This is a genomic window from Streptomyces sp. NPDC000941 (assembly GCF_053599555.1).
In genome coordinates, this window is record NZ_JBSFMM010000279.1 from 1 (window position 1) to 12,878 (window position 12,878).

Below are 12,878 nucleotides of genomic sequence, written 5' to 3' on the forward strand. Positions count from 1 at the left end.
AGCGAGTGCTCCAGATGCGGGTCGAGCAGGGCGCACACCTCGTCGAACGCCTCCGCGAAGACCGGGAAACGCGCGTACAACCCCGCCCCCATACCTGGGCGCTGACTCCCCTGACCCGAGAACAGGAACACCCGCCACCCGGGCGCCGGGGCCGCACCCTTCAGGCGGGTGAGCGCCGGATGGTCCTCGCCGGCCGCCAGCGCGGCCAGCCCGTCCCGCAGCGTCCCGGGGTCCCGGCCGGTGACCACCGCCCGGTCGTCCAGCACCGCCCGGGAGGTGGCCAGCGACCAGCCGACCGCCGCCGCGTCGGCGCCGGCCACGGCCTCGGCGTCGAGGAGCCGCCGGGCCTGGCCGCGCAGCGCCTCGGCGCCGCTCGCCGACAGCACCCACGGCGTGACCCGCTCCCCCGGCGGCTCCCCGTCCTCGCCCGACGCGGGCGGTTCGGGTTCGGGTTCGGGGGCCTCTTCGAGGATCGCGTGCGCGTTGGTGCCGGAGAAGCCGAACGCCGACACCCCGGCGCGGCGCGGGCGTTCGCCGGTGCGGGGCCAGTCCCTCGGCTCCTGGAGCAGCCGGACGGCGCCCGACGCCCAGTCCACGTGCGGCGTCGGCTCCTCGGTGTGCAGCGAGCGCGGCAGCCGCTCGTGCCGCAGAGCCATGACCATCTTCATCAGGCCCGCCACCCCGGCGGCGACCTGGGTGTGACCGATGTTGGACTTGACCGAGCCCAGCCACACCGGCCGGTCCTCGCCCGGCCGGTCCTGACCGTACGTCGCCAGCAGCGCCTGCGCCTCGATCGGGTCGCCCAGGCTCGTGCCCGTCCCGTGGGCCTCGACCGCGTCCACGTCACCGGGCGCGAGGCGGGCGTTGGCCAGCGCCTGCCGGATGACGCGCTGCTGCGAGGGGCCGTTGGGCGCGGTCAGGCCGTTGCTCGCGCCGTCTTCGTTGACCGCCGAGCCGCGGATGACGGCCAGCACCCGGTGGCCGTTGCGCTGCGCCTCCGACAGCCGCTCCAGCACCACCACCGCGGAGCCCTCGGCCAGCGCCATGCCGTCCGCGCCCGCCGCGAACGCCTTGGAACGCCCGTCCGGCGCCAGGGCGCGCAGCTCGCTGAAGCCGAGGAGCGGCGCCGGGGAGGACATGACGTACACGCCGCCGGACAGCGCCAGGGACACCTCGTTCTGCCGCAGCGCCTGGCACGCCAGGTGGATCGCGACCAGCGAGGAGGAGCAGGCGGTGTCCAGCGTCACCGCCGCGCCCTCGAGTCCGAGGGTGTACGCGACGCGCCCGGCGACGACGCTGGGCGAGTTGCCGGTCGTCAGGTAGCCCGCCGCGTCCTCGGGCACCTCGGCGGCGTTGAGGACGTAGTCCAGGCCGTCGCAGCCGAGGTACGTGCCGGTGCTGGTGGAGCGCAGCGCGTGGGGGTCGATGCGGGCGTGCTCGATGGCCTCCCAGGACAGTTCGAGCGCGAGCCGCTGCTGCGGGGCCATGGCGACCGCCTCGCGCGGGCTGATCCCGAAGAAGCCCGCGTCGAAGCCGGCCGCGTCGGTGGTGAAGCCGCCCCTGCGGACGTACGCGGTGCCCGGGTGGCCGGGCTCCGGGTCGTAGAGGGCGTCGAGGTCCCAGCCGCGGTCGGTGGGGAGGTCGCCGGTGCCGTCGCGCCCGGCGTCGACCAGTTCCCACAGCTCCTCGGGGGAGCGCACGCCGCCGGGGAAGCGGCAGCTCATGCCGATGATGGCGATGGGCTCGTGGCTGGCGTACTCGGCGTCCTTCAGCCGGTGCTGTGCCTCGCGCAGGTCGGCGGTGACGCGCTTGAGGTAGTCCAGGAGCTTCTTCTCGTCGTTTGCCATGTCAGGACCGTTCCGGCAGGGGCTCGTCCAGGGACTTGGAGTCCTCCACGGTGCGGGCGAGGTCGAGGAGGTCCCCGGCCAGACGCTCGGGGTCGTCGGCGTGGAGGTTGTGGTCGGCGTCGAGATACCAGCGGGACTCCGCGTGCGGTATCGCGGCCTCGGCCTTCGCCACCCACCGCCGCACGTTGGTGCTCCACCAGCTCTCCTGCGGCGGCAGGGCGTTGAGGAAGAGGACGGGCACGGTGACGCCGGGGTACCAGCGGGCCGGCGGGTCCTCGCACATGCTGTGGAAGACCGGCAGGAAACGCTGCAGCGGCAGCCGCTGCACGAGCAGGCCGTCCGGACCCTCCACCATGTCGGCGAGGATCGCCTCGATGGCGGCGTCCGACCACGTCGGGTGGAGGCCGCGCAGCATCAGCCGCATGCCGTCCCGGGTGGTGCCGGTGGCGTCGGGGCGCCGCAGCTGCGCGTGCTCGGCGTACCCCGCGAAGCCGGGGATGCTGGCGAAGTCGACCCAGCCGCCGTCCACCAGGCCCAGGCCGGCGCACAGCCCGGGGTTCTGGGCCAGGGCCCGCACCGCGAGGTTGCCGCCCCAGGAGTGCCCGGCGATCAGGGGTTCCTTCAGTCCCAGCTCGCGGCAGAGGGTCACGATGTCGGCCACGGCGGTGGCGTTGTCGTAGCCGTGTTCCGGCGTGTCGGAGCCGCCGTGCCCGCGCATGTCGGCGGCGTAGGCGGGGTGGCCGGCGGCGGCGAGCCGGTCGGCCACCTCGTCCCACATCCGGGCGTTGGACCCCAGCCCGTGGAGGAGCAGGAACGGCCGGCCGTCCTCGCCTGGCCGGTACCGCACGTTCAGCTTCACTCCGTCGTCTACGGGTACGGACAGCTCCATCTGTCTCCTAGGGGGATGAGGGTGGCCGGCCGGACAGCTCTAGCTCGCGTCCGCCTCGTACGTCTCGGCGAGGAACTTGCCGAGCAGGGTCGCGGTCGGGTGCTCGACGATGGCGACGAGCGGGACTTCGATGCCGGTGTCGTCCATCAGCTGCTTGGACAGCTGCAGGGCGGACAGCGAGGTCAGGCCGTTGTCCAGGAAGCTCGACTCCTCGTCCATCGCGGGGACGTCGAGGACCTCGGCGACGCGGCGGAGCACCTGCTGCCGCAGCAGCTGCTGGCGCTCGTCCGCCGTGGCCGACGCCAGCCGCGCGATCAGGTCGTTGTTCTCGCTGGACTCGGTCGAGTTGGTGGTGGGTTCCACGGGTGTGCCTCTCTCGGTGTCGGGTCGTGATGGGTTCGGCAGGGGGTCAGGCGGGCGGCTGCGGTGCCGTCAGGTGGTCGTGGTCGTGGTGGGCCACGGGCCGGTGAGGCGCCCGTTCCCCGTCGAGGTCGGCGTACAGGACGCTGGCCGCCGGTCCGGTGCCGGCGGACGCGGCCGCCTGCCGCAGTGCCTCGGCCGCCGCTTCGGCGGGCAGCCCCTGGACGCCCAGGCTCAGCGAGACGGCGGGCACGCCACGGGAGCGGGCCACGCCGGCGAGGGCGTCGAGGTGGGCGTGGGCGGCGCCGCCCTGGCCGCCGCGGCCGGGCCCGGGGTTGGCGGCCAGCAGGCCGGCGGCGGAGGTGCACAGCACCAGGGCGGACAGCGTGCGGTCCTCGGCGAGCGCGCAGAGGCGGGCGGCGACGGCGACGTCCTGCGGCCAGGCGCCGTCGGTTCCCGCCGCCAGGACAGGGCCCAGGTGCACGGCGGCGGTCAGCGGGTGCCGCTCGGGGAGGCCGGCGACGAGGCGGTCCAGGGCGGCACGGTCGGCGAGCCCGGCCGCGGGCACGACCGTGGCGGTGACGCCCTGGGCGGCGAGTTCGGCGATCAGGTCGGGGGACGGGTCCGTGTCGGCGCCGGTGAGGAGCAGGTGCGCGGCGCCCGCGTCGGCGAGCCGGCGCGCGGCGTGGCCGCCGAGGGTCGTGTCGGCGCCGGTGAGGAGCACGGTGCCGGTCAATCGCCCGGCGCCGGGCTCGGCGGGGGCGTGGCGTACCAGGCGGCGGGCGTAGCGGCCGTCGACGCGTACGGCGACCTCGCGTTCGCCGTCCTCGCCGCCCGCCGCCAGGGTCGCGGCGAGCCAGCGGCCGGTGCGGTCGTCGAACCGGCCGGGCAGGTCGACCAGGCCGTCGCCGCCCGCGTGCCACAGCTGGGCCTGCGCGGGGCGGGGCGGCGCGCCGGAGGAGCGGGCGGCGACCGCGCCACGGGTGGCGATCCACAGCGGGGCGGGGTCCTTGGAGGCGGCCAGGGCGGCGGCGAGGGCTTCGGTGGGGGCGAGGTGGGGGGCCTCGGCCGCCGGGTAGGGGGTCGCGTCCCCGGCGGCGTCCGTGCCGGGGTCCTGGTCGTCGAGGGCGAGGAGGGACAGCACGCCGGCGGCGGGGCCGAGGGCGAGTGCCTCGCCCAGCCGGGCCGCCGGCGCGGCGCCGTCGTCCGGCGTTCCGTCCGCCTTCGACTCGATGACCGCGACCTCGGCGCCGTGGCGGCGCAGCGCGGTGGCGACGGCGTCGGCGAGGTCGCCGGGCGGGGAGACCAGCAGCCACCGGCCGGTCAGGCGGGGCGCGGGCACGTCGGGCAGGGCCTGCCAGGCGACGCGGTACCAGTGCGGGGCGGCGGCGTTGCCCGTACGCCGCCGGGGAGCGGCCTCGTCGTGCAGCCAGTACCGGCTGCGCTGGAAGGGGTAGGTCGGCAGCGGCACGGCGGTGCCGGTGGCGGTGTCGAGGAGTGCGCCCCAGGCGACGGCGGTGCCGGTGGCGTGCAGGCGGGCCAGGGCGTGCGTCAGGCCGCGGACGGCGGGCTGTCCCGGTGGGGCGACGGCCAGCCGCAGCGGCGGGCGGCGTCCGGGGCGGGTGGCGGGCGCGAGGGCGGGCAGCGCCCGCTCCGAGCCGAGTTCGAGGAGGGCCGCGAGGTCGCCGCCGGCCGCGCCGAGTTCCACGGGGGTGGCGTCATCGGGTGTCCGCGTGGCGGCGCCGAGGTGGGCGGCCCACTCCTCGGCGGTGGTGACGCGCTCTCCGGTGAGGCCGCTGATCACCGGTGTCGCCTGCCGCCCGGCGGCGAGCGCGGCGGCCGTCCGCTCGGTGTCCTCGGCGAGCAGCAGGCGGCAGGCCTCCGGCAGGTCGACGGTCCCGGCCGCCAGCGCGGCCTCGATCGCCCCGTCCGGGAAGCTGATCACGGCGCCTGGGTGGATGCCGGCGGTCGCCAGCAGGCGGACGAGTCCGGCCCGCAGCGCGAAGCGCCGGGCGCGGCGGTGGCCGGCGTCCTGGCCGAGTTGCCCGGCCGCCTCCTCGAAGGCGGCGGCGAACGCCGGGAAGGCGTCGCGGAGTTCGGCGATGCCGTCGTCGGCCCCGACGTCGTCGGTGTCGGCGCCGAGGACGAACGCGGTGCCGCCCATGGTGGCGGTGACCGGTCCGTCGGAGGTGACCAGCGCCGGGTGGCCGGCCCCCGTGGCGAGGGCGTCGAGCCCGGCGAGCAGTTCGTCGCGGTCCGCGCCGGCCACGGTGGCGCGGTGCTCGAAGACCGACCGGGTGGTGGCCAGCGACCGGCCGACGGCGGCCGGGGAGGCGCCGTCGCCTGCGGCCATGAGGTCGGCCACGGCCCGCGCCTGGCAGCGCAGCGCCTCCGCGCTCCGCGCGGACAGCACCAGCGGCACGACGCCGCGGAGGCCGGTCCCGGCGACCGGCTCCAGCGACTCCTCCGGTTCCGGCGCCTCGACGGCATCCGCCCTGCCCGTGGCTGCCCGACCCGCGCTCACCTGCGCCACGGGTCGCCCGGCGGCGGTGGCTTTGCCGGCTTCGCCGGCCTGCGCGGCGGGCGGCTCCTCCAGCACCACGTGGGCGTTGGTGCCCGAGGCGCTGAACGCCGAGATCCCGCAGCGGCGAGGCCGCTCGCCGCGCGGCCAGCCGACGCGTTCGGTCAGCAGCCGCACCGCGCCGGAGGACCAGGAAACCTGGGGCGAGGGCCGGCCGATGTTGAGGGTGGCGGGCAGCGTCTCGTGCCGGAGCGCCATGATCATCTTGATGATGCCGGCGACCCCGGCGGCGGCCTGCGTGTGCCCGATGTGCGGCTTGATGGTGCCCAGCCACACCGGCCGGCCGTCCTCCCCCCGCTCCTGCCCGTAGGTGGCGAGCGTCGCCTGGGCCTCGATCAGGTCACCCATGGCCGTGCCGGTGCCGTGCCCTTCGACGGCGTCCACGTCGCCGGGCGCGAGCCCGGCGTCGTCCAGCGCGGCCCGGATGACGCGCTGCCGCGACGGCCCGCTGGGCGCCGAAAGACCGGTGCTCTGGCCGTCCTGGTTGACCGCCGAGCCACGGATGACGCCCAGGATCCGGCGCCCGTCGCGCCGCGCGTCCCGCAGCCGCTGCAGGAGCAGCATCCCCGCGCCCTCGCCGTAGACCATGCCGTCGGAGGCGTCGGAGAACGGCTTGCAGCGGCCGTCGGGCGCCATCATCCCCGGGCCGGTGGCCGACAGGGCGATGGGCGCCGGGGTGTACAGCAGCCCGACGCCGCCCGCCAGCGCCATGCCGCACTCGCCGCGCCGCAGCGCGGTGCACGCGAGGTGGGCGGCGACCAGCGCCGAGGAGCAGCCGGTGTCGAGCGAGACGGCCGCGCCCTGCAGCCCGAACGAGAACGCCAGCCGCCCGGAGGCGAGGCTGCCTGCGGCCCCGTTGCCGAGGTAGCCGAGCAGGTCGGGCGGGATGCTCTCCAGGCCGGCGGCGTAGCCGTGGGCGGTGGCGCCGGCGTAGACGGCGGTGTCGGTGTCGCGCAGCCGCGTCGGGTCGATCCCGGCGTTCTCGATGGCCTCCCACGCCACCTCGAGCAGCGCCCGCTGCTGCGGCTCGGTCGCCAGCGCCTGCCGGGCGTTCATCCCGAAGAAGGTGGCATCGAAGTCGAAAACGTCCTCGATGAAGCCGCCGAGCTGCGGGTAGGGCGGCGGCGTCCAGCCGGGTTCGTGCACGTCGTCGAGGTCCCAGCCGCGGTCGGCGGGGAAGCTGGTGATGGCGTCCTGGTCGCCGTCGACCAGCGTCCACAGCTCGTCAGGGGTGCGCACACCGCCGGGGAAGCGGCACGCCATGCCGACGATCGCGATCGGCTCGCGGCGTTCCTCCTCCAGCTCGCGCACCCGGGTCTGTGCCTGGAGCAGCTCGGCCGTCGTCCACTTCAGGTACTCGACGAGCTTCTCGTCATTCGCCATCGGCGAGCACGCCCTTCGCCCCGACGCGGGACGGCTTGAGACCGACCATCTCCAGCTCGCCGGGGCGGAACGGCGGCTCGGTCAACTCCGGGAAGCTGGCGTCGCTGTTCAGCAGCGAGAGGAAGCTGGTGCTGCCCATGGCGGCCTGCGTGGCGCGCAGCGCCAGCACGTCGGTGACGAGCTCGCAGACCTTCGGCGAGCGGATCGACTTCTTGGACACGAAGTCGGAGAACCGCAGCCGCTCGGCGGTGTCCGGGCCGTTCAGCCGCGGATCGGTGGAGTGGTTGCGGCAGTTGACAAACTGGATGTCCTTCAGGCCCGCCATGACCCACGGGTCGTCCACGACCTCGCTCAGCGCCCGCTGGACCTGCCGGGTACCGCCCTCGGCGAAGCCGCCGCCGGACAGCTGGCGGTCCAGGGCCTCGGCGCCGCGCGCCGCCGCACTCATGCCGTGGCCGTAGATCGGGTTGAACGCGGCGAGCGAGTCGCCGATGATCAGCAGGCCTTCCGGCCACTGCGGCATCCGCTCCGGGTACAGGCGGCGGTTGGCGCCCGAGCGCGACTGGAAGATCGAGCCGATGGGCTCGGCGACGCCCATGAGGTCGCTGACGATCGGGTGGCGCAGCGTCTTGGCGAAGCCGTTGAACTCGTCCTCGTGGGTGGGCAGCGAGGCGCCGCGCGTGGCGGTGAGGGTGACCAGCCAGCGCCCGCCCTCCTGCGGGTAGACCACGCCGAACCGGCCGGGCTGCCGCATGAGGTGGTCGGCGGCGACGTTGACGGGCGGGAAGCCGCCGCCCGCGCCGTCGGGCGCCTTGAACATGCGGGTGGCGTAGCCGATGCCGGCGTCCACCACGTCCTGCTCGACGCTCGGCAGGCCGAGGGCGGCCAGCCACGGCCCGAGGCGCGAGGCGCGGCCCGTGGCGTCCACCACCAGGTCCGCCTCGATCAGCTCGGGTGCGCCGCCGCTCGCCACGTCCCGTACGAGGACGCCGGTGACCCGCTCCTTGCCGCCGGCCAGCTCGACCACCTCGGTGCCCTGCCTGACGCGTATCCGGCCGTCGGCGAGGATCGCCTGGCGGACCGTCCAGTCCAGCAGCGGGCGCGTGCACATGATGGCGAACGCCGTCGACGGGAAGCGGTACTGCCAGCCGGACGCGGTGAGGGTCACCAGGTCGCGCTGGAAGCCGATGCGGCGCGCGCCGGCCGCCAGGAGGCGGTCGATGGTGCCGGGCAGGAAGCCGTCGGCGATGGTGGCGCCGCTGGACCACAGGATGTGGACGTGGCGGGCCTGCGGCTGTCCCTTGCGGTGCTCGGGCCCGTCGGGGAGGATGTCGCGCTCCACCACGGTCACGTCGGCGAGGTGACGGGACAGCACATGGGCCGTGAGCATGCCGGTCCATCCGCCGCCCAGCACGACGGCGCGTTTCGGAGTGGTCAATGGCACTTGTCAGTCCCTTCGATCAAACGGAACTCGCCGGCGCGGACATCGCTTTTCACGTCGTCGCCTCGGAACCCTTCACGAGGGTGCCGCGAACTGCTTAAGCGGGCCTTTCCGATGCCGGCGAGGGCGTGCGGCTATTCCGTGGCACGGGCCAGGGGTTCGGGAGTTGCCTCGGGCGTTGTGTCGCGGGCCGGAAGGACGCCCATCGTCACGTCGGTCAGTCCCCAGTACGCGCGGACGTGGACGCCGAGGCCGTCCTCGTTCATCTCGCTGATCGAGATGATGCAGGAGCTCATCTCCTGCGGCAGGTGGAGCCGCACGTCGGTCGCGGTGACGACGAGGGGCCCCTCCATCGCGGTGACGGAGCGGCTCGGGACCTCGCGGACCCCGGCGTGGGCCGCCCAGTGCAGGTGTTCGCGCAGGGCCTGCCGGCCGTGGAGCGTCGTGCGGCCCACCGGGTCCTCGAAGACGACGTCCTCGGTGAACAGTTCGGCGACGCGGTCGACCTCGCCGTCGTTGAGGAGGTCGGTGTAGTTGCGCGTCATCTGCCGCAGCGCCACCTCGCCGGGCGACAGCTTCTCAGGGCCGGCGTAGGAGCCGGGCGAACCGTCGGGCGAGGTCTCCAGGTCGCCGCGGCCGAAGAAGCCCTGCATGTCCTCGATGAGGCCGGACGCGCCGACGTGCAGCAGCATCGCGGAGTGGCAGCGGAGTCTGGCGGGCTCGGGTCCTGGCCCGGTGGGGGCGGGCAGCCAGCCGCGTTCGGCGTACAGCGGGCCGAGCGGCCCGTAGTCCATCTCGGCGGTGAGGCGGGTCAGGACGCTCCTGCCGTCGTGGCCGACGGTCGAGTCCTCGATGGTCTCCCGGGTGCCGGCGGCGACGGCGGGCTCGAAGTGCGCGCGCAGCGCCTGGTGTCCGGCCTGGCGTCCCGAGCCGACGGGGTCCTCGAACGTGGCGTCGGCCGCGTACAGCTCGAGGAGCGCGTCGATGTCGCCCGCGCTGAGGCGGCGGCTGTGCTCGATGGCGACCTTCTTGCGGGCCCGCTCGGTGAGCATGGCGTGTGTCCTCCCTGTGCCGCTGGGTGCGGCTAGATTCCGGCGCCCTTGCCGAGCCGGGTGTCGATGAAGTCGAGAATCTCGTCGGCCGTGGCGCCCTGGATCCGGTCGGTGGCCGCGGCGCCGTCCCCGCCGGCGTCGCCCGGTCCGGCCAGCTTCGAGGTGGTCTTGCGCAGCCGGCCGAGCAGCTGCGCGCGGGCGGCCTCGTCCGCCGCGACGGCCAGCAGGCCGCGCTCCAGCCGGTCGATCTCCGCCAGCAGCGGGGCGAGCGGATCGGTCTCCTGCGGGGCGAGTTCGGCGTGCAGGTGGCGCGCGAGCGCGCTGGGGTGGGGATTGTCGAAGACGAGGGTGGGCGGCAGCCGCAGGCCGGTGGCGGAGGCGAGGCGGTCGCGCAGCTCGACGGCGGTGAGCGAGTCGATGCCGATGTCGAGGAAGCCGCGTTCCGGCTCGATCCGGCTCGGGTCGGACTCACCGAGTACGGCCGCTGCCTGCGCGCGGACGAAGTTGACCAGGACGCGGTGCTGTTCCGCCTCCGGGAGCCCGGCGAGCTGGGCCTCCCAGTCGGTGGGCTGCGCGGCGGACGCGGTCCTGGCGGCCGGGCGGGCGGCGGCCAGGGAACGCAGCGCTGCGGGCAGCGTCTCGGGCGCGCGTCCGGACAGCGTGCGGGCGTCGACCCGCGCGGCGACCAGGTGCGGGCTCCCCTGCCGCACGGCGGCGTCGAACAGCGCCGGGAGCTGGCGCGCGGTCAGCGGGCGGACGCCGAAGCGGGCGGCGCCGCCGCGGCGGGCGTCGTACGCCGCAGCGCCTGCTTCGGCATCCGCCGCCCACGGGCCCCAGGCGAGGGCGAGCCCCTGCCCGCCGTCGGCGCGGCGCTGTGCCATGAGGGCGGCGAGGTAGGCCTCCGAGGCGGCCACGGCGGGGTCGCCGGGGTCGCCGAGGAGGGGCGCGGCGTGGGTGAACACGGCGAAGAGCGCGAGGGGCAGCCCGGCGGTGGCCAGGTGCAGCTCCCGCGCGGCGGCGGCGCCGCGCCACCCCGCGTCCCGGGGCGCGTGGAGGACGCCGGTGAGCGGGTGCCGCGGGTCGATGCCGGCGAGGAGCGCGGCGACGGCGGCGGCGTCCGTGAGGTCCGCCTCGGCCACGGTGACCTCGGCGCCCGCCTCGGTCAGGCGGGAGACGAGTCCGCTCGCGCCGCCGGACTCCGGTGGCACGGCCAGCAGCAGGCGCCTGGCCTGCCCGGTCCGCACCAGGTGCTCGGCGACCAGCTCGGCCGGCGTGCCGGGGCCCGCGCCGATCAGCACGGTGCCTCCCCCAGCTACCGCTGGGAGGTGCCCCCATGCGTTGACCGGCTCGGCGGCGGGCTCGGCAGGCTCGGCGGGAGCGCGTACGCCCGCGAGCCGGGGCGCGAGGATCTTCCCGTCCCGCACGGCGAGTTCGGGCTCGCCGGAGGCCAGCGCCCGGGTGAGTGTCGTCTCGTCGGGTGTGGTGTCGTCGAGGTCGAGGAGGACGAAGCGGTCCTGGTGCTCGGCCTGGAGCCCGCGGATTGCCCCCCACGCCCCTGCCCCGGCCGGGGACGCGGCCCGGCCGTCAGGGGCGACGATGACCAGGCGGGAGGCGGCGAGGGCGTCCCGCGCCAGCCAGTCCGCCGCCAGGTCGAGCGTGTGCCGCGCCGCGTCCAGGGCGTCGGCCCCGGGCTCGTCGGGGAACGGCGGCAGGCCGGTGAGGACGACCGGCGGTGCCGGGCTCTGGCCCTCCTTGGCGGCGGCCGTGAGGGCGTCCAGACCAGGGTACCTGGGCACCTCGGCCAGCGCGTCCGCGAGGGTGTCCGCCAACGGGCCGTCGAGCACCGCCCAGTCGCGAGGCGCCGGCGCCTCCGCGCCGCCCGCCGCCTCCGGGAGCGGCACCAGGTCGAGGGCGTACAGCCCGCGCGTGCCGCCGGCCGCTCCGGCGCTCATCTGCCGCCCCACCGAGGGCCGCAGCACCACGGAGCGCACGCTCAGGACCGGCGTTCCCACGGCGTCGGCGACGATCACCCGCAGCTGCCGCGACGCCTGGCCCGGGGCGGCGGCGTCGGCGCTGTCATCGCCGCTGAGCATGACCCGGATCGTGGTCGCCCCGACCGTGTGCAGCGACACACCGGTCCACGCGAAGGGCATCCAGACCTGCGCCTGCGCCTGTTCCTGTTCCTGTTCCTGCTCCTCGCCTTCCTCGCCCGCGAGGAGCAGCAGCGGGTGCAGCACGGCGTCGAGCAGCGCGGGGTGGATGCCGAACTGGGAGGCGCCGTCACCGGCGTCGGGCGGCAGCGCCACGTCCGCGTACAGCCGCCCGGCGTGCGACCAGGCGGCCCGCAGGCCCTGGAACGCCGGACCGTAGGCGAACCCGGCGGCGGCGGCACGCCCGTAGCAGTCGGTCACGTCCAGCGGCTTGGCGCCCGGCGGCGGCCACTGCCCGGCCAGCGCCTCGGGCGCTGCCGTCTCGGAGCTCAGCGTCCCCGTCGCGTGGCACACCCACTCCTCGACACCGCCGGCCACGCCGTCGTCGGGCGCGGAGTAGACCCCCACCTCGCGGGCGCCGCCGGCGGTCGCGGGCCCGACCGACACCTGGACGCGCAGGCCCTCGGTCTCGTCGAGCACGACGGGCGTGTGAAGGACGAGTTCGTCGATGGCGGTGCAGCCGACCTCGTCGGCCGCGCGCAGCAACCACTCCGTGATCACGGAGGCGGGCAGCAGTACGGTGCCGGCGACCTCGTGTTCGCGCAGCCATCCGGAGCGGGGGCTGGCGGGCAGGCGGCCGGTCAGGATCAGGCCGCCGTCGGCCGTTCCGACCGCCGCCGACAGCAGCCCGTGCGCCACGGGGCGCATCCCGGCGGTGGCGACGTCGCCCTGCGCCCGCGCGGGCGCGGGCCAGTACCGCTGTCGCTGGAAGGCGTAGGTGGGCAGGTCGAGCAGGGGCGGCGGCGGACCGTCCGGGTCCGCGCCGAGCCAGGCGCTCCAGTCCACCGGCAGTCCGGCGGTGAACGCCTGGCCGAGGGCGCGGGCGAGCTGCGCGGGGCCGCCCTGGTCGCGCTGGAGCGTGGGGACCACCACCGCGGAGACGCCGAGGGCCTCGGCCGTCTCCCGTACGCCGACGGCGAGGACGGGGTGCGGGCTTGCCTCGATCAACACCCGGTAGCCGTCCGCGAGTACGGCCTCGACGGCGGTGGAGAAACGGACCTGGTGGCGGAGGTTGTCCACCCAGTACGCGGCGGTCAGCGTCGAGGTCTCGATCCGCCCGCCCGTCAGCGAGGAGTAAAACGCCACACCCGTCTCCGTCGGCGTGACCTCCCCCA

At 75.9% G+C, this 12,878-nt stretch carries 7 protein-coding genes; all 7 read right to left on the reverse strand.

Features of this window, described 5'->3' with window-relative positions; all coding sequences use genetic code 11:
- Positions 1-1,847, reverse strand: a 1,847-nt coding sequence (locus tag ACWDSL_RS47295) for a type I polyketide synthase (protein WP_450495165.1), incomplete at its 3' end; no start/stop codon positions are given.
- Between the two features lies 1 nt (position 1,848).
- A complete protein-coding gene (locus ACWDSL_RS47300) occupies positions 1,849-2,736 on the reverse strand; it encodes an alpha/beta fold hydrolase (protein ID WP_450495167.1) in 888 nt (295 codons plus the stop codon).
- 39 nt (positions 2,737-2,775) lie between these two features.
- On the reverse strand, positions 2,776-3,099 hold the full coding sequence (locus ACWDSL_RS47305; RefSeq protein WP_319701138.1) for an acyl carrier protein: 324 nt from the start codon (positions 3,097-3,099) through the stop codon (positions 2,776-2,778).
- 46 nt (positions 3,100-3,145) lie between these two features.
- Positions 3,146-7,060: a type I polyketide synthase gene (locus ACWDSL_RS47310; RefSeq protein WP_450495169.1), complete on the reverse strand. Its 3,915-nt coding sequence runs from the start codon at positions 7,058-7,060 to the stop codon at positions 3,146-3,148.
- Entirely contained in the window at positions 7,050-8,504 is a 1,455-nt protein-coding gene (locus ACWDSL_RS47315; RefSeq protein WP_319701136.1) for an NAD(P)/FAD-dependent oxidoreductase, read from the reverse strand. Before ACWDSL_RS47315 ends, ACWDSL_RS47310 begins: the two co-directional genes overlap by 11 nt.
- Positions 8,505-8,635: 131 nt before the next feature.
- Positions 8,636-9,553, reverse strand: a complete 918-nt coding sequence (locus ACWDSL_RS47320) for a nuclear transport factor 2 family protein (RefSeq protein WP_450495172.1) — start codon at positions 9,551-9,553, stop codon at positions 8,636-8,638.
- Between the two features lie 32 nt (positions 9,554-9,585).
- Positions 9,586-12,878: polyketide synthase dehydratase domain-containing protein (locus tag ACWDSL_RS47325; protein WP_450495174.1), on the reverse strand; the 3,293-nt coding region annotated here is incomplete at its 5' end.

Coding starts and splice junctions, on each gene's coding strand:
- ACWDSL_RS47310 (WP_450495169.1), bottom strand. CDS start 7,060: ATGGCGAATGACGAGAAGCTCGTCGAGTACCTGAAGTGGACGACGGCC.
- ACWDSL_RS47300 (WP_450495167.1), bottom strand. CDS start 2,736: ATGGAGCTGTCCGTACCCGTAGACGACGGAGTGAAGCTGAACGTGCGG.
- ACWDSL_RS47320 (WP_450495172.1), bottom strand. CDS start 9,553: ATGCTCACCGAGCGGGCCCGCAAGAAGGTCGCCATCGAGCACAGCCGC.